The 19,681-nt window shown below is 69.3% G+C and carries 2 protein-coding genes; both read right to left on the bottom strand.

The genetic code is table 11. From position 1 onward, the window contains the following. Positions 1-21 precede the first annotated feature (21 nt). Positions 22-11,751 (bottom strand): non-ribosomal peptide synthetase, encoded by an 11,730-nt coding sequence (locus RTI28_RS06195; protein ID WP_316919630.1) that lies wholly within the window; start codon positions 11,749-11,751, stop codon positions 22-24. 15 nt (positions 11,752-11,766) lie between these two features. Further along, on the bottom strand, positions 11,767-19,680 hold the full coding sequence (locus RTI28_RS06190) for a non-ribosomal peptide synthetase (protein WP_316919629.1): 7,914 nt from the start codon (positions 19,678-19,680) through the stop codon (positions 11,767-11,769). Between the last annotated feature and the right edge of the window lies 1 nt (position 19,681).

The following is a 19,681-nucleotide window of genomic DNA, read 5'->3' as shown; positions in this document are numbered from 1 at the left end:
TAACTGACCGAAATCAGACCACTACAACGCCTTCAACCGCCCCAACACCTGCCCCAGCAGCGCATCACCAAGAATGATGCCGTCATGGTTCTCGCCCTCCAGGGTCGAAGACACCAGCCCATTGACCGCGGACTTGGCCTTGAGCACCGCATCCGCCGCCGCGATCTCCTCGAGCGTCTTGCTCGCCCCCGCCCACCAGCAATGCGGCGCGACCCGCAGCGGCTTGAGGGTGAAGGCCTGGCTCAGGCGGATGTTGGCGCTGAGCAGCTTGTAGCCACTCTCGATCTCGTCCTGCACGGCAATATCGCGGTACACCGCACGCAGGCCCTCCACCGCCACACCGCTGCGCTGCGCCACCTCGACGATCACCCAGTCGGCGATCTGGTCCTGCTCGACAAAACGCTCGCGCCCCTCGGCCACCAGGTCGAGCACCACCCGCTCGCCGATCCCCGGGACGAACGCCAGCAGGCTGCGCACCAGATCCTCCATCAGCCCCAACGGCGCCTCGCCCTCTGCCGGCGGCGCATCCGGGGCAAAGACGTTGTCCTCCACCGGCAGGCTGGTATCCACCAGGCCAAGGAAAGCCACCTCCTGCCCGGCCTGCTCCAGGGCATGGGCGACATCCATCGCCAGCGCCCCACCCAGCGACCAGCCGAGCAGGTGATACGGCCCCTGCGCCTGGGTCGCGCGGATCTGCTCGACGTAGTAGCCGATCATCCCCTCCCAGCTTTCGTCGAACCAGCCCGGCACCACGTAGTTGCGGTTGACCACCCCGACCACCCGCCGCGCCGCGCCGAGGTAGCCGGCCAGCGGGTAGTAGGAATACACCGCGCCACCGCCCGGTGGCAGGCAGAACAGCGGCGGCTCGGCGCCGTCGTGGGCGTTCATCGTCACCACCGGGCGCTTCACCCGGCGCTCGTCGGCGCGCAGCAGCTCGGCCAGGTCCTCGAAGGTTTCCAGCAGGAGGAAATCGTTGAGGCTGAGGCTGATCTCGAAGGCCTCGCGGATCTTGCCCACCGCGGCGATCACCAGCAGCGAATGACCGCCGAGGGCGAAGAAGTTGTCGCGCAGGCCGACCCGCTCGACACCCAGCACCTCGCTCCAGATCGCCGCCAGACGCCGCTCCTGCTCGGTGCGCGGGGCCTGGTAGTCGCCCTGGGCCAGGCTCGCGTCGGGCTTGGGCAGGGCCTTGCGGTCCAGCTTGCCGTTGGGCGTCAGCGGCATGCGCGGCAGCCACTGCAGATGGCCCGGCACCATGTAGTCCGGCAGGCCGACCTTGAGGTGCGCGCGCAGTTCGTCACGCAGTGCTTCAGGGTCGGCCACGCCTTCGCCGGCCACCAGATACGCGGCCAGCTGCTTGTTGCCGGCCACCTCGATATCGATCACCACCGCCTGGTGCACCGCGCCGTGCTCCAGCAGGCGCGCCTCGATCTCGCCCAGCTCGATGCGGAAGCCGCGGATCTTCACCTGATGGTCGAGACGCCCGACATATTCCAGCACCCCGTCGGCGTGATAGCGCGCCAGGTCGCCGGTGCGATACAGGCGCCCGCCCTGGCCGCCGAACGGATCGGGGACGAAGCGCTGCGCAGTCAGCGACGGCCGCTGGTGATAACCGCGGGCCAGGCCGTCGCCACCGATCAGCAGTTCGCCGCGCGCGCCCACCGGCAGCACCGCGAAATCGTCGCTGAGCACATGCAGGTTGGTATTGCCCAGCGGCTTGCCCAGCCAGACATCGTCGCTGCGGGTCAGGTAGTGGCGCGCCGACCAGATGGTGGTCTCGGTCGGGCCGTAGACGTTCCACACATGCCCGGCCTGGTCGATCAGGCGCTGGGCCAGTTCGGCGCTGAGCGCTTCGCCGCCGCAGAGCACGGTCTTGCCGGCCAGGGCGCCGGCCGGCGCCGCGTCGAGGAGCATGCGCCAGCTCGACGGCGTGGCCTGGATCAGGCTCACTCGCTGGCGCTCGATCACCTCCAGCAGCGCCTGCGGATCCTTGTTCTGCCCGCTGCGCAGCACCACCACCGCGGCACCGCGGATCAGCGGCAGGTAGAGCTCCAGCCCGGCAATGTCGAAGGACAGCGAGGTCAGCGACAGCACCCGGTCGCCGGCCGCCATGCCCGGCTGCTCGCCCATGCTGACGAGGAAGTTGACCAGCGCCTGGTGGGCGATGGTCACGCCCTTGGGCAGGCCGGTGGAGCCGGAGGTGTAGATGGCGTAGGCAAGGTTCTGCGGCGCCGCCAGGGCCGGCAGGTTGTCCTGGCTGTAGCCGTCCAGCCAGTCGCTGTCCTGGTCCAGGCAGAGGTTCTGCACGCCGGCGGGGATGCTCAACTGGCCGAGCAGCGACGACTGGGTCAGCAGCAGCTTCAGGCCGCTGTCCTGCATCATGTAGCTCAGGCGATCGGCCGGGAAATCCGGGTCCAGCGGCACGTAGGCGCCACCGGCCTTGAGGATCGCCAGCAGGCCGACGACCATCTGCGGCCCGCGCTCCAGGGCCACACCCACCAGCGCATCGGCGCCGACCCCCAGCTCGCGCAGCTTGTGCGCCAGCGCGTTGGCCTGGGCGTTCAGTTGGGCATAGCTCAGCGACGTCTCGCCATCGAGCAACGCCACGGCCTGCGGCGTGGCCCGCACCTGCGCCTCGAACAGCGCCGGCAGGCACTGCTCGCGCGGGTAGTCCAGCTGGCTGCGGTTCCAGTCGACGAGCATGCGTTCGCGCTCGGCGTCAGCCACCAGCGGCAGTTGCCCCAGGCACGCCGCCGGGTCTTCGATCAGCGCCAGCAGCAGCGTAGCGAACTGCGCGGCCAGTTGCGTCACCGTGTCCGCGGCGACGCGCTGACGATCGTAGGCGTACTGCATGAGCAGGGTCTGGCCGACGCCCACCAGCAGGGTCAGCGCATAGTGGGTCTGCTCCTGGGTCTGCGAGGCGCTGAACACCAGGTCGTCCGGCGCCGCCTGCTGCAGCGCCTCGGCCACCGGGTAGTTCTCGAACACGAGGATATTGTCGAACAGCGCCTCGCCGCTCCAGCCGGCCCAGCGCTGGATCTCGTACAGCGGCGTGTGCTCGTGCTCGCGCAGGGCCAGGTTGTGCGCCTGGACCTGCTGCACCCACTCGGCCACGCGCTGCTCGCCACGCGGGCTGGCGACCACCGGCAGGGTGTTGATGAACAGCCCGAGCTGCTCCTCGGCCCCCGGCAACTGCGCCGGACGCCCGGCCACGGTGGCGCCGAAGGTCACGCAGGCCTGCCCGCTGTGACGCTGCAGGACCAGCAGCCAGGCCGCCTGCACCAGGGTGTTGACGGTGACCCGCTGCTCGCGGGCGAAGTCGTTCAGGCGGCGGGTCTGCTCGCGGTCGAAGACATGCACATGCTCGCCCTGCCCCGCGCCTTCGCGCGGCGCATCGAAGGTCTGCAGCAGGCGGGTCGGCTCGTCGAGGGCCGACAGCTGCTCGCGCCAGAAACGCTCGCTGACCCCGCGGTCCTGGCGTTGCAGCCATTCGATGTAGTCGCGGTAACGCCCGCCGGAACCGGACACCGCCTGGCCGCGATAGCGTTGCAGCACTTCGCCGAGCAACTGCGAATTGCTCCAGCCGTCCATGAGGATGTGGTGGCTGGTGTACACCAGGTGATGACGATCGTCGGCCACCCGCAGCAGGGCGATGCGCAGCAGCGGCGCACGCTCCAGGTCGAAGCCGCGCTGGCGGTCGGCCTGCGCCCATTCATCGAGGAACGCCGGCAGGTCGCGCTGGCCACGGGCGTCCAGCTCGATGCAGTGCGCGTCGAGCTGCTTGTGGATCACCTGCAACGGCTGCTCGAAATCGCTGTGGAAACTGGCGCGGAGCATGTCATGGCGGTCGCTGGCGGCCTGCCAGGCGGCCTGGAAGCGCGCCACGTCGAGACCCTGCACGTCGATGCGCATCTGGTTGATGTAGTTGCCCGCCTCCCGCGCCGACAGGCTGTGGAACAGCATGCCCTGCTGCATCGGCGACAACGGATAGACATCGGCGATGTCTGCCGCCGCCACCGGGAAGCGGTCCAACTGGGCCTGGCTCAGGCCGGCCAGGGGGAAGTCCGACGGCGTCATGCCGCCCACGCCGGCCTCCAGGCAATGGCCGATCAGCTGTGTCAGCTCGCGGGCGTAGTCGTCGGCCAGGCGCTGCACGGTGGCCTTGTCGAACACCTCGGCGCTGAAGGTCCAGCCCAGTGCCAGTTCGCCGCCATAGACCTGGCCGTTGATGCTCAGCAGGCTGCCCAGCGGCGCATCGAGGCTCTGCCCGTCGCCGGCGGATTCCGCCGCCGGGACGAACAGCGCGTCGTCGTCGGCGAAGCTGGCATCGAACTGACCCAGGTAGTTGAAGACGATCGCGCCTTCGGCCAGGCCGGCCAGGCTGCGCCGGGCCGCCTCGCTGCCGAGATGGCGCAGCAGGCCATAGCCGATGCCCTTGTCCGGCACCGCGCGCAGTTGTTCCTTGACGGTCTTGATCGCGTCGCCGGCGTCGCTCCGGGCGCTCAACTTCACCGGGTACATGCTGGTGAACCAACCGACGGTGCGGGTGATGTCGAGGCCTTCGAACAGATCCTCGCGGCCATGGCCCTCCAGGCGCACCAGGGTGTCGGCGCGCCCGGTCCAGCGGCTGATGGTGCGCGCCAGGGCGCTGAGCAGCAGGTCGTTGATCTGCGTGCGATAGGCCGCCGGAGCGTCCTGCAGCAGTTGGCGGGTCAGCTCGCGGTCGAGGCGGCTGTGCACCGTCAGGGCATGGCGCTGGGCCAGGCTGCCGTCGGCACGGTCGCGCGGCAGTTCATCGCTGACGCCGTGCAGCTGCGCCTGCCACCAGGCCAGCTCGGCCTCGCGCTCGGCGCTGCCGGCGTAGCGTTGCAGGTGCTCGGCCCAGTCCTTGAAGGCGCTGGTCTTGCCCGGCAGCAGCGGCGCCTTGCCGGCGGCCAGGGCGTTGCAGGCGCTCTGCAGGTCTTCCAGGAGGATGCGCCAGGACACCCCGTCCACCACCAGGTGATGGATCGCCAGCAGCAGGCGCTGCTCGCCCCCGGGCAGCTCGACCAGCAGCGCCCGCAGCAGATCGCCCTGCTCCAGCGACAGGCTGCGCTGCGCCTCATTGGCCAGTGCCTCGAGGTCATCGAGCTGACCGAGCTGGCGCACCCACAGGCGCTGGCGCGGCTCGCTGTCGAGGAATTCCTGATGCGACCCGGCGAAACGCGCGCGCAGGGCATCGTGGTGCGCGGCGAGCAGGTCCAGGGCCTGGCGCAGATGCTCGGGGTCCAGTGGCCGCGCAGGCCGCAGCAGCACCGACTGGTTCCAGTGGTCGCGGGCAGGGATCGGGCTGTCGAAGAACCATTGCTGGATCGGCGTCAGCGGTGCTTCGCCAGTCACCGGGCCCTGGTCGATGCTCAGCGCGCCGGCGCGCCGGGCGACCTGGGCGATGCCCTGCACGGTCTGGCGCTGGAACAGGTCTTTCGGGGTGAACAGAATGCCGGCCTGACGCGCGCGGCTGACCACCTGGATGGAGATGATCGAGTCGCCGCCCAGTTCGAAGAAGTTGTCGGTGGCACCGACCCGCGGCAGCTTCAGCACGTCCTGCCAGATCGCGGCGATGCGCTGCTCCAGTTCGCCTTGCGGCGCCACATGCTCGCCCCGGGCCTGGCCGGCATCCGGCGTCGGCAGGGCCTTGCGGTCGAGCTTGCCGTTGGCGGTCAGCGGCAGGCGCTCGAGGAACAGCCAGTGACCCGGCAGCATGTGCGCCGGCAGTTCGCGGGCCAGCGCCGCCTTGAGGCGGGCGGCCAGGTCGGCCTCCTGCGCGGCGACCACATAGGCCACCAGTTGCGTGGCGTTGCCGCTCTGCCACGGCAGCACCACTGCTTCGCGCACGGCGTCGTCGGCGACGATCCGTGCCTCGATCTCGCCCAGCTCGATGCGCAGGCCGTGGATCTTCACCTGATGGTCGATGCGCCCGAGGTAGTCGATCACCCCGTCGGCGCGCTGGCGCACCAGGTCGCCGCTGCGGTACAGGCGCGCGCCCGGGGTGAACGGATCCGGGACGAAGCGCTCGGCGCTGAGGTCCGGGCGCCGGTGATAACCGCGGGCCAGGGACACCCCGCCGATATACAGCTCGCCGGCACTGCCCGGGGCGCAGAGCTGCAGGTTGGCATCCAGCACATAGGTGCGCACGTTGCTGATCGGCCGGCCGATGGCGGCGATGGCGCCGGGCTGCGCACCTTCCAGCAGCAGGCTGCTGGTGTCGATGGTGGCTTCGGTCGGGCCGTACAGGTTGCACACCTGGCCGCCCCACTGGCGACCCAGTTGCTCGACCAGCGCGCTGCTCAGCGCCTCGCCGCCAAAGGCCAGCAGGCGCAGCGAGTCCAGCTGGCCCGCGCGCGCTTCCGGCAGCAGCGCCTGGAGTACCGACGGCGCCAGCTGCAGGATGCTGATGCGCTGCGCGGCCACTTCGTCCCAGAGCAGCGACAGGTCATCGCTCAACGCCGGGCTTGCCAGCACCAGCTGCGCGCCGTTGAGCAGCGGCAGCCAGAACTCCCAGACCGAGGCGTCGAAGCTGAAGGCGGTCTTCTGCAACACGCGGTCGTGGCTGGCCAGCTTCAGTTCGCCCTGCATCCACAGCATGTGGTTGGTCAGGGCGCCATGGCGGATTTCCACGCCCTTGGGCCGGCCGGTGGAGCCGGAGGTGTAGATCACGTAGGCCAGGTGCTCGGGGCTCAGGTCGAGCGTAGGGGCGACGGCCTCGCGGGTGTCGTCCCAGTCGATGGCTGCATCGAGGCTGAGGGTTTCCAGGCCTGGGTGGATTGGCAGCTGTTCCAGCAGCGTCGAATGGGTCAGCAGCAGGCGCACGCCGCTGTCGCGCAGCATGAAGTCCAGGCGCTCGCGGGGATAGGCCGGGTCCAGCGGCACATAGGCGCCGCCGGCCTTGAGGATCGCCAGCAGGCCGACGACCATCTCCAGGCTGCGCTCCAGGGCGATGCCCACCAGCACGTCCGGGCCGACGCCCTGCTCGCGCAGGCGCCCGGCCAGGCGGTTGGCCTGGCGCTCCAGTTCGGCATAACCCAGCTGGCGCTGGCCAAGGATCAGCGCCGTCGCATCGGGGGTACGTTGCGCCTGCGCCGCGATCAGTTCGTGCACCGGGCGGTCGGAGAAGGCCACCGCGGTGGCGTTCCACTCACCGGCGATGCGCTGCTGCTCGGCCGCATCCAGCAGCGGCAGCTCGCTGATCCGCTGGCGCGGGTCGCCGCCCAGGGCGCGCAGCAGGTTGCGCCAGTGCGCGGCCATGCGCTGGATGGTCGCCAGGTCGAACAGGGCGCTGGCGAAGGTGAACGAGGCGCCAACGCCATGGGCATGCTCCACGGTGTTCAGCGACAGGTCGAACTGCGAGGCCTGGCTGTCGGATTCCAGGCCCTCGACGCTCAGCCCCGGCAGTTTCTGCCCGGCATGGCCGGCCTCGACCTGGTGGTTGTACATCACCTGGAACAGCGGCGTGCGGCTCAGGTCGCGGCCCGGCTGCAGGGCCTCGACCAGTTGCTCGAACGGCAGGTCCTGATGGGCCTGGGCCTGCAGCGCGTGCTGGCGCACCTGCTGCAGCAGTTCGGCGACGGTGGTGTGGGTATCGAACCCGGCCTTGAGCACCTGGGTGTTGACGAAGAAGCCGATCAGGCCCTCGGTCTCGGCACGGTTGCGGTTGGCGATGGGCACGCCGACGCGGATGTCGGACTGCCCGGAGTAGCGGTGCAGCAGGGTCTGGAACGAGGCCAGCAAGAGCATGAACAGGGTCACGCCCTGCTCCCGCGCGACGTCCTTGAGGCGCTCCACCAGCACAGGTTCCAGCGGGATCGCCAGCCAGCCACCGGCACGGCTCTGGATCGCCGGGCGCGGGCGATCGCTAGGCAGTTCCAGCACCGGTTGCTCGCCGCCCAGTTGCGCGGTCCAGTAGGCCAGTTGCCGCGCCTGTTCGCCGGCGTCCATCCAGTTGCGCTGCCACTGGGCGTAGTCGGCGTACTGGAAGGCCAGCGCCGGCAGTTCCAGGGCCTGGCCCTGGCGGAAGGCGGCGTAGTGGCGGACCAGCTCGTCGACCATGATCGGCATCGACCAGCCATCGGAAACGATATGGTGCTGGGTCAGCACCAGCACATGCTCGTCGGCGGCCAGGCGCAGCAGGCGGATGCGCAGCAGCGGGCCGTGCTCCAGGTCGAACGGACGCTGCACTTCGTGCTGGACGAAGTTCTCCAGCGTCTCGCCCGCAGCCAGGGTCTCGACCTGCACGGTGAACGGCGCCGCGGCATGGATGATCTGCACGGCCTGCTCGCCGTCCTGGCGGAAGGTGGTGCGCAGGGTTTCGTGACGCGCCACCAGGGCTTCGAAGCTGCGGCGCAAGGCCTCGATATCCAGGTCGCCGCGCAGACGCAGGGCCACCGGGATGTTGTAGGCGGCGCTGTGCGGCTCCAGTTGCCAGAGGAACCACTGGCGCTGCTGGGCATAGGACAGCGCCAGCGGCTGCGCGCGATCGACCCTGGCGAAGGCCGGCGCCTGGCCGGCCTGGCCCTGCGCGGCGGCACGGGCGAAGGCGGCAAGGTCCTGGGCCTCGAACAGGTTGCGCAGGGACAGCTCCAGGTCCAGTTGCTTGCGCACCCGCGAAATCACCTGGGTCGCCAGCAGCGAGTGGCCGCCCAGTTCGAAGAAGTTGTCGGTAAGACCGACCTGCTCGACCTTGAGGATCTCCGCCCAGATCGCCGCCAGTTGCTGTTCCAGCTCGCTTACCGGGGCGACATAGGCGTTCTGCAACTGGCTGGCATCCGGCTTGGGCAGGGCCTTGCGGTCCAGCTTGCCGTTGGCCGTCAGCGGCATGGCCTCCAGCGCGATCAGGTGGGTCGGCACCATGTAGTCCGGCAGATTGGCCTTAAGATGCGCCTTGAGGCTGTCGCGCAGGTCCGTCTGGGCCGGGTCGCGCGGCACGAACCAGCCGGCCAGCTGCTGGCCAGCCGCACCGTCCACCGCCAGGACAATGGCTTCGCGCACCGCCGGATGCTCCTGCAGGCGCGCTTCGATCTCGCCCAGTTCGATACGGAAACCGCGAATCTTCACCTGATGGTCGATACGCCCGGCGTACTCGATCACCCCCTCGGCGCGATAGCGCGCGAGGTCGCCGGTGCGGTACAGGCGACCGCCGTCGGTGGAGAACGGATCCGGCACGAAGCGCTCGGCGGTCAGCGCCGCACGGTTGTGGTAGCCACGAGCGAGGCCGGCGTGGCCGACATGCAGCTCGCCGTTGCAGCCCAGGGCCACCGGGTTGAAATCGGCATCCAGCACGTACCAGGACAGGTCCGGGATCGCCTCGCCGATCGGGCTGACTTCTGACTGGGCCAGGTCCAATTTGCTGATCGGGCGGTAGGTCACATGCACCGTGGTTTCGGTGATGCCATACATGTTGATCAGCTGCGGTTGTGCGTCGCCGAAGCGTTCGAACCAGGGCTTGAGGCTGCCGACGTCCAGCGCTTCGCCGCCGAACACCACGTAGCGCAGGGCCAGGTCGGCGGAGGACTCGCAGGCGACCCGCGCCAGCTGCTTGAACGCCGACGGGGTCTGGTTGAGCACGGTGACGTTTTCATCCACCAGCAACTGGTGGAAATCTTCCGGCGAACGGGTCGTTTCACGCGGCACGATCACCAGGCGACCACCGTAAAGCAGTGCACCGAAGATCTCCCACACCGAGAAGTCGAAGGCATAGGAGTGGAACAGGGTCCAGACATCCTTGTCGTCGAAGCCGAACCACTTGTCCGTCGCCGTGAACAGGCGCAGCAGGTTGTGATGGGGCAGCAAGGCGCCCTTCGGCTTGCCGGTGGAGCCGGAGGTGTAGATGACGTAGGCCAGGTTGTCCGGCGAGGTCAGGTTGACCGGGTTTTCGCGGCTGTAGCCGCCGAGCGACGAATCCAGCAGATCGGCACGGGTCAGCAGCAGCTTGATGCCGCTGTCCGCCTGCATGTAGTCGAGACGGTCCTGTGGATAATCCGGGTCCAGCGGCACGTAGGCGCCGCCGGCCTTGAGGATACCGAGCACGCCGACCAGCATCTCCAGGCTGCGCTCGGTCGAAAGCCCGACCAGCACGTCCGGCCCCACGCCCTGCTCGCGCAACTTGTGCGCCAGCTGGTTGGCCCGGGCATTGAGCTGTGCATAAGTCAGCTGCTCGGCACCGAAACTCAAGGCCACGGCATGCGGAACACGGGCCGCCTGGGCCTCGATCAGTTGATGGGTGCACAGCTCGCTGGGGAATACCGTCAGCTGGCGATTCCAGTCACGCAAGGTGCGCTCGCGCTCGGCGCCGCTGTGCAGCGGCAGCTCGGCGATGCGCTCGGCGCTATTGGCGCACATGCCACGCAGCAGGTTGCGCCAGTGCCCGGCCATGCGCTCGACGGTGCCTGCATCGAACAGGTCGCTGGCGAACACCAGCGAGGCACCGACGCCCGCCTCGCTTTCGAAGGTGTTCAGGGCCAGGTCGAACTGTGCGGTGTGCTTGTCCGATTCCAGCCCCTCGACCTGCAGCCCGGCCAGTTGCCGCGCCTCGCCACGCACTTCGGTCTGGTGGTTGAAGATCACCTGGAACAGCGGGCTGCGGCTCATGCTGCGCTCGGGCTGCAGGGCCTCCACCAGTTGCTCGAACGGCAGGTCCTGGTGGGCCTGGGCGCCGACCACGGTCTGCTTGACCTGCTGCAGCAGGCTGGCCACGGTGCTGCGCCCGTCGAACTCGGCCTTGAGCACCTGGGTGTTGACGAAGAAGCCGATCAGCCCTTCGGTCTCGGCGCGGTTGCGGTTGGCCACCGGCACGCCGATGCGGATATCGGCCTGCCCGGAGTAGCGATGCAGCAGGGTCTGCAACGAGGCGAGCAGGAGCATGAACAGGGTCACGCCCTGCTGCCGGGCCAGGTGCTTGAGGTCCTGGCCCAGGCTCTGGCCCAGCTCGATCTGCACTCGCCCGCCGCGCCACGACGGCTGCGACGGCCGCGGGCGATCGGTGGGCAGTTCCAGCACCGGCTGCTCGCCACCCAGTTGTTCTTTCCAGTAGGCCAGCTGGCGCTCCTGCTCGCCGGCCTCCATCCAGTTGCGCTGCCAGATCGCGTAGTCGGCGTACTGGATCGGCAGACCCGGCAGATGCACCTCGCGGCCCTGGCTGTAGCCTTCGTAGCAACGCACCAGCTCGTCGATCATGATCGGCATCGACCAGCCATCGGAAACGATATGGTGCTGGGTCAGCACCAGCACATGCCGGTCCTCACCCAGCGCAAACAGGCGCACCCGCAGCAGCGGGCCGTGGCGCAGGTCGAACGGACGCTGGATCTCCTCCTCCACCGTGGCGTGCAGCAGGTCGGCGGCCAGCGGCTCGGCCTCCAGCACGAACGGCTGCGCCGCGTGGATCACCTGCAGCGCCTCGTCGCCGTCCTCGCGGAAGGTGGTGCGCAGGGTTTCGTGACGTGCCACCAGCGCGCTGAAGCTGCGGCGCAGGGCGTCGATATCCAGCGCGCCGTTCAGGCGCAGCGCCACCGGCATGTTGTAGGCGGCGCTGTGCGGCTCCAGTTGCCAGAGGAACCACTGGCGCCGCTGCGCGTAGGACAGCGCGGCGCTGTCCTCGGCCTCGCGCCTGAAGATCGGCGTGACTCCATACAGGTTCACACCCTGGCGTTTGAGCAAGGCCGCCAACGCCTTGCGTTCCCGGGCGGACAGCGATTTAACGGAGTCGAGCAGCGCTTGCACTTGGGGTTTCTCCTGCTATGCGATCAAGTTATCGATTTCCTCTGCACTTAGACGTTTGAGGGCCTCCAGGGATTTAGCCAATTCGTCCTGAACCTGCTCGCCCTGGCCGTTTTTCTTTTCCACGGCACGGGCGAAGTCGCCCAGCTCCGGGTGTTCGAACAGCTCGTTGAGGGACATCTCGATGCGCAGGCGCTCGCGCACCCGCACCATCACCTGCACCACCAGCAGCGAGTGGCCGCCCAGTTCGAAGAAGTTGTCGCCGAGCCCGACCCGCTCGACCTTGAGCACATCGGCCCAGATCGCCGCCAGTTGCTGTTCCGTCTCGCTGACCGGCGGCACATGGTGCTGCTGCAGCTCGCTGGCCTGCGGCGCCGGCAGGGCCTTGCGGTCGAGCTTGCCGTTGGCCGTCAGGGGCATGCCGTCGAGCAGGATCAGGTGCGCCGGGACCATGTAGTCCGGCAGGTGCGCCTTGAGGTGCGCCTTGACCTGGCTGCGCAGGGCATTGCGTTCGTCGGCCGTGGCCGGCGCTGCACCGGCAGGCACCAGGTAGGCGGCCAGCTGCTTGCCGCCAGGGCCGTCGATGTCCACCACCACCGCTTCGCGCACGTCCGGGTGCTCCAGCAGGCGCACCTCGATCTCGCCCAGTTCGATGCGGTAGCCGGGGATCTTCACCTGGTAGTCGGTCCGCCCGACGTACTCCAGCACGCCGTCGGCGGCACGCTGGCGCACCAGGTCGCCGGTGCGATAGAGACGCTCGCCCGGCACCGCGGCATAGGGGTTGGGCACGAAGGCCAGGGCGGTGCGCTTCGGATCGGCGAGGTAACCGCGACCAACCCCCACGCCGGCGATATGCAGCTCACCGGTGGCGCGCAGCGGCATCGGTTCGAGCAGGTCGTTGAGTACATGCAGGCGGTTGTGCGCGGTGGCCGTGCCGATCGGCAGGCAGATGCCCTGGCCGTCGCTGGCCACCACCGGGTGCAGGGCGACGTCGTCGGAGCACTCGGCCGGGCCGTAGGCGTTGATCAGCGGGATCTGCGGGTACTGGCGCAGCCAGCGCTCGGCCAGGGCCGGCGGCATGGCCTCGCCGGTGGTCATCAGGTAGCGCAGGCTCGGCAGCTCGGCCTGCGGCAGGTCGAGAATGCCCTGGACCAGCGCCGGGACGATCTCCAGCACGGTGATGCCGGTGTCCTGCACATGGCGGATCAGCGCCCGCGGATCCTGCACCACGGCGCTCGGCACGATCTCCACCACGGCGCCGCACAGCGCCGCGGTGAGCAGTTGCCAGACCGAGATATCGAAGCTCTGCGAGGCGGTCTGGGCGATCACGTCATGCTCGTCCAGCTTCAGGTACGGCAGCTTGCTCAGCTGGTTGTTGAGCATGCCGGCCTGCTGCACCATCACCCCTTTCGGCGTGCCGGTGGAGCCGGAAGTGAAGATCACGTAGGCCAGGTGCTGGCTGGCGTCCGCCGACCGTTCGGCGAGGTCCGCCAGGGGCGCCGCCTGCTGCTGGATCTGCTCCCACACCAGCAGCTGCGGACGCAGCGCCTCGGGGATGCGCTCCAGCAACTGGCGGGCCTGGCCCAGGCTCGATTCGCCCGCCACCAGCAGCCGCGCGGCGCTGGACTGGAGGATGCCGGCCAGGCGCTCCAGCGGCAGGTTCGGGTCGAGGCCGAGGTAGCCGGCGCCAGCCTTGAAGCTGCCGACCACCATGCCCAGCAGCGGCAGGCCGCGCTCGCCGAGCACCGCCACCAGGTCGTCGGCCTGCGCGCCATGGCCCTGCAGGGCCTGCGCCAGGCGATGGGCCTGCTGGTCGAGCTGGGTGTAGTTCCACTGCTGCTGCAGATGACGGGCTGCGGTGCGCTCGGCGAAGCGCGCCGCACTGCGGTCGAACAGGCGCGCATAGCCCTGACTGAATTCAGCCGGCACAGGCTCCTGCGCCAGCGTGGCGACTTCGCCACCGAGGCAACTCAACTGGTGGAAGTTCTGCTCCATGCCGTCGGCGAAGCTCAGCAGGATGGCGCGGAAATCCTCCAGCAGGGTGTCCACCGTGCCCCTGGCGAAGAAGCGCTTGTCGTAGGACAGGTGCAGGCCCAGCACCGCGCCCGGGTAGATCACCACGGTGAGCGGGTAGTTGGTGTGGGTGCGCGACGAGTCACCCTGGATCTTCATGTCGTCGGCCTGTTCGTAGACGCTGTCCTCCACCGGCGCGTTCTCGAACACGAAGAGGCTGTCGAACAGCGCCTGGCCCTTGCCGATCTCGCTGTACTGCTGGATGTTCACCAGCGGCACGTGCTCGTGCTCGCGCAAGGCCACGTTGTTGGCCAGCAGGTCCTGCAGCCAGGCCTTGAGGCTCAGCTTCGACTCGGCGCCGGGGACGCGCACCCGCAGCGGGATGCTGTTGATGAACAGGCCCACGGTGGTCTGCATTTCCGGGATGTCCGCCGGACGCCCGGCCACGGTCACGCCGAACAGCACGTCGCGCTCGCCGCTGTAGCGGTGCAGGAGGATCGCCCAGGCGGCCTGGACCAGGGTGTTGAGGGTCAGTTGCGCGCCCTGGGCGGCCTGCGCCAGGCGCTGGCTCTGCTCAAGCGTCAGGCGCACCAGGCAGTCGCCCACCGCCGACTCGCTGTCGCGCTGGCCGGTGTGGTCGAACGGCAGCGCGGTCGGCCGCTCGAAGCCGGCCAGCTGCGCCTGCCAGAAGGCTTTCGAGACCTGCTGGTCGCGGCTCTGCAGCCAGGCGATGAAGTCGCGGTAGCTGGTCGCGGCGGCCAGGGTCGATGGCCGGCCTTCCAGCTGCGCGCTGTACAGCTCGAAGAACTCCGCCACCAGGCCCATGCGGCACCAGGCGTCGAGAAGGATATGGTGGTTGCTGAGGACAAAGCCGTAGCGCTGCTCGCCCAGCTTGATCAGGCGCAGGCGGAAGGCCACCTCGTTGGCCAGGTCGAAGCCCTGCTGCAGCTCGGCCGCCAGCTCGGCTTCCAGCAGCGCCTCGTACTGGTCCGGCGCTACGTGCTGCCAGTCGAGCAGACGGATATCCGGACGCGGCTCGCGACGGACGATCTGCACCATCTGCTCGGCGACATCCCAGCAGAACGAGGTGCGCAGCACTTCGTGGCGCTCGACCACGGTGCGCCAGGCCTGCTCGAAAGCGTTCAGGTCGATGGCGTGCTCGATCAGGTAGCAGTACTGCATCAGGTAGATGCCCGAACCCGGCTCGCGCAGGGTGTGCAGCAGCAGGCCTTCCTGCATCGGCGACAGCGGGTAGACATCCTGGATGTCCGCCGCCGGCAGCGGCAGGCGCTGCAGTTGGTCCTGGGTCAGCCGCGCCAGGGGGAAGTCCGATGGCGTCACACCGCGCGCGCCGCTGTCGGCGCAATGGCGGATCAGCTCGGCCAGGGCACGGGTGAAGTCATCGGCCAGGCGCTGCACGGTGTCGCGGCGGAACACTTCGCTGCTGAAGCTCCAGTTCAGCGCCAGCTCGCCGCCATACACCTGGCCGTCGATGCTCAGCAGCGCGGCCAGCGGCGCCGCGGCGCTCTGCCCGGCGCCGCTGCTCTCGCCGGACGGCACGAACAGCGCGTCCTGCTCGGCGAAGCTGCCGTCGAACTGGCCGAGGTAGTTGAACACGATATTGCCCTGGGCCAGCTGCCCCAGGGACTGGCGCGCGGCGTCCGAACCGAGGTGGCGCAGCACGCCGTAGCCGATGCCCTTGTCGGGAATCGCGCGCAGCTGCTCCTTGATGCCCATGATCGATTCGCCGAGGTCGGCGCGCGGGGTCAGGCGTACCGGGAACAGGCTGCTGAACCAGCCGACCGTGCGGCTCAGGTCGAGGTCGTCGAACAGGTCCTCGCGGCCATGGCCTTCCAGGCGGATCAGCACGTCCGGCTGCCCGCTCCAGCGGCTGATCACGCCGGCCAGGGCGGTCAGCAGCAGGTCGTTGATCTGCGTGCGGTAGGCCGCCGGGGCTTCCTGCAGCAGCTTGCGGGTCAGTTCGGTGTCGAGGCGGCTGCTCACCGACACGGCGTGGCGGTTCTGCTGGGCGCCGGCCGGGTTGTCGCACGGCAGGCGGTCATCGACGCCCTGCAACTGCGCCTGCCACCAGCCCAGTTCCTGCTCCAGCGCGGCACTGCCGGCGTAGCCGTGCAGGCGCTCGGCCCAGGCCTTGAGCGAACTGCTGCGCGGCGGCAGGTTGAGCGCCTGGCCGGCGTGCAGGGCGCGGCAGGCCTGCTGCAGGTCTTCCAGCAGCACGCGCCAGGACACGCCGTCCACCACCAGGTGATGGATCACCAGCAGCAGGCGCTGTTCGCCCTGCGGCAGCTCCACCAGCACCGCGCGCAGCAGCGGGCCGTTGGCCAGGTCGAGGCTGCGCTGGGCTTCGTCGGCCAGTTCGCCGAGCTGGGCGCTGTCGCCGAGCTCGCGGGTCCACAGCACCTCGCGGTTGTAGTGGGCGGCGTAGGCGGCCTGCCAGCCGGATGGCTGGCGCACGAAGGTCAGGCGCAGGGCATCGTGCTGGTCGATCAGCGCGTGCAAGGCCGCCGTCAGGTGCCCGGCATCGAGGCGGATCGCCGGCTTGAGCAGCACCGACTGGTTCCAGTGATGACGCTCGGGAATCTCGCTGTCGAAGAAGCGCGCCTGGATCGGCAGCAACGGCAGGGTGCCGCTGACCTGCTCGAGCACGGGCGCCGCGGCCTTCTTCTCGATCAGTTTCGCCACCGTGGCCAGCTGGCCGATGGTCTGTTTCTCGAACAGCTGCTTGGGATTGAGCTTGATCCCCTGGCGCTTGGCCCGGGCGATGATCTGCAGGCTGAGGATCGAGTCGCCGCCCAGTTCGAAGAAGTTGTCGGTGGTGCCGACCTGCGGCAGCTTGAGCACGTCGGCCCAGACCGCGGCGAGCTTTTCCTCGATCTCCCCCACCGGCGCCACGTAGCGCTGCTTGACCGCGCCCGGCTTGGGCAGGGCGCGCTTGTCCAGCTTGCCGTTGGCGGTCAGCGGCAGGCGGTCGAGCAGGAGGATCTGCGCCGGCACCAGGTATTCCGGCAGGCTCGCCGCCAGTTGCTGGCGCAGGGCTTCGGCCTGCAGGCTGGCGCCGCCGGCGGCGACGCAGTAGCCCACCAGTTGCAGGCGACTTTCATCGCTGTCCAGCGGCAGTGCCAGGACCACGGCCTCGGCCACCCCCGGCAGGGCCCGCAGGATCTGCCCGACCTCCCCTGGCTCGACCCGATAGCCGCGGATCTTCACCTGGTCGTCGGCACGTCCGAGGTATTCCAGGCGGCCGTCCACCTGGCGCGCCCGGTCGCCGGCGCGATAGCGGCGCTGGCCGCCGGCGGCCGGGACGAAACGCTCGGCGGTCAGTGCCGGCTGGCCCAGATAACCCTGGGCCAGGCCCTGCCCGCCCAGGTACAGCTCGCCGGCGACACGCTCGGCCAGCGGGTTGAGCCAGGCGTCCAGCACCTCGGCCTCGGCGTTGGCCAGCGGCGTACCCACCGGCACCGTGCGGCAGCCCGGCAAAACGTCCTGCACTTCATGGGTGAGGATGCCCACGGTGGTTTCCGTCGGGCCGTAGTGGTTGAGGATGCGGCAACCCGGCTTGAGGGCGCGGATCTGCTCGACCAGGCTCCAGCTGCTGGCCTCGCCACCGAGGATCAGCAGCTCGCCGGGCAGCACGTCGGCGGCTCGCGCGGCCTGCAGCAGGCCCTGCAGGTGGCTCGGGACGATCTTCAGCACCTCGATGCGGTGTTCGGCCATGTAGGCGGCGAAGCGGTCCGGATCGAAGGCGTGCTCGTGGGACAGCAGGTGCAGCTGACGACCCGCGGCCAGGGCACCGAACAGCAGGGTGTGGCCGAGGTCGGCGGCGATGGTCGAGACCATGGCCATGCTCGCCCCGTCGCTCAGTTGCAGACGCTGCGCCACGCCCTGCACGTAGCTGGCCAGGGCGCCGTGGCTGATCACCACGCCCTTGGGCTGCCCGGTGGAGCCGGAGGTGTAGATGATGTAGGCCGGCTGCTGCGCCAGCAGGTCGAGGGCCGGGGCGTCGCTGCGCTCTCCCGCCCACAGCGCGGCATCCCAGGCCAGCGCCGGGCACACGCCCAGGGCCGCGGCCTTGTCGTCGGCGGCGGCGTGGATCAGCAGGGCCGCGGCGCTGTCGCGCAGCAGTTGCTGCAGGCGCTCGGCAGGCTGCCGGGTATCCAGCGGCAGGTACACCGCGCCGAGCTTGAGCACCGCCAGCAGGCCGGTCACCCACTCGATGCTGCGTTCCTGGCACAGCGCCACGGTCATGCCGGCGCCGATGCCCTGGGCCTTGAGGTAGTGGGCCAACTGGTTGGACTGACGCTCCAGGTCGTCGTAGTCGAGTACTTCGTCGCCGGCGCGCAGGGCCGGCTTGCCGCGACCGGCGGCAAGCCCCTGGCGCCACAGGGCGAGGAAATCACTGGCGGGGAAGCTTGCGGCCGGGGTCTCGACCCTGGCCACGGTCCCTTGCGGATGATCCAGCAGGCGCGCGTCGGTGTGCGCCGCCAGCGCCTCCAGCACCTCACGCAGCGACGCGGCGATACGCTCGATGGTGCTCGCCTCGAACAGGTCGGTGGCGTAGGTGAAGTAGCCGCGCACGCCATTCGGCGTGTCGCTGAAGTCGAAGGCCAGGTCGAAACGCGCATCGGCGCCGCCCAGCGGGTAGTCGGCCAGGGTCAGGCCGGCGAGGTCCTGGCTGGCGTCTTCGCTGTCGTCGTTGACGTGCTGGTTGATCTTGAACTGGAACAGCGGGTTGTGCCCCAGGCTGCGCTCCGGCGCCAGGGCTTCCACCAGGTGCTCGAAGGGCAGTTCCTGGTGCGACTGGGCCCCGGCCACCACCTGTTTGACCTGCTGCAGCAACTCGGCGAAGGTTTGCCGCTCGTCCACCTGGATGCGCAGCACCTGGGTGTTGATGAAGAAGCCGATCAGCCCTTCCAGCTCGGCGCGGGTGCGCCCGGCGTTGGGCGCGCCGATGCGGATATCGGCCTGGCCGCTGTAGCGCGACAGCACCACCGCCAGCGCTGCCAGGGTCAGCATGAACAGGGTCTGGCCGTTGTTGCGCGCCAGGCGCTTGAGGCTGACGGACAGCTCCGCCGGCAGGTCGGCGCGGACCACGGCGCCGCGCTGGCTCGCCTGCGGCGGCCGCTCATGGTCCAGCGGCAGGGCCAACAGCGGCTGCTCCTCGCCCAGTTGTTCCTTCCAGTAGGCCAGCTGGCGCTCGGCCTCGCCGGCTTCCAGCCAGCTGCGCTGCCAGATCGCATAATCGGCGTACTGGATCGGCAGGCCCGGCAGTTGCGCCGCCTGGCCGGCCACCGCCGCCTGGTAGAACTGGACGAACTCGCCGACCAGCACCTGGCCGGACCAGCCATCGGAAACGATATGGTGCATGCACAGGGTCAGCACGTGCTCCTGCTCGCCGAGGCGGAACAGGCGCACCCGCAGCAGGGCGCCGTCCAGCAGGTCGAAGGGCGCGCGCAGCTCCGCTTCCACCTGCTCGCGCAGCCGCGCTTCGGCATCGCTGCCCGGGGCGATCTCGCTGACCTGCAGGGCAACCGGCGCCTGTTCGAGGATTTCCTGGTGGAATTCACCCTCCTCGGAGACGAAGCGCGTGCGCAGCGCCTCGTGCCGTTGCACCAGGCGTTCCAGGGCCGTGGCCAGCGCGGCCTGGTCGAGGTGGCCGCTCAGGCGCACCGCCATCGGCACGTTGTAGGCACTGTCCAGCGGCTCCAGCTGCCAGAGGAAGAGCATGCGCTGCTGTGCGTAGGACAACGGGATGCGCTTGACCTCGTGACGGGTCACGGCGATGGGCAGCAAGCGGAAGCTCTGCCCGGTCTCGGCCATCTTGGCGAGGATCTGCCGGCGCTGCTCCACGGGCAGGCCGACGAAGCGCTTGGCGATGCGTTCTGCTGTCGTCTTGTCCATC

Source organism: Pseudomonas sp. zfem002 (assembly GCF_032621685.1).
GTDB lineage: Bacteria > Pseudomonadota > Gammaproteobacteria > Pseudomonadales > Pseudomonadaceae > Aquipseudomonas > Aquipseudomonas japonica.
Note: the sequence above shows the minus strand (reverse complement) of the source record. Positions and strands in the feature narration are given on the sequence as shown.

Bases quoted from the DNA above. Each gene is read 5' to 3' on its own strand.
- RTI28_RS06190 (WP_316919629.1), bottom strand. From the start codon at position 19,680: ATGGACAAGACGACAGCAGAACGCATCGCCAAGCGCTTCGTCGGCCTG.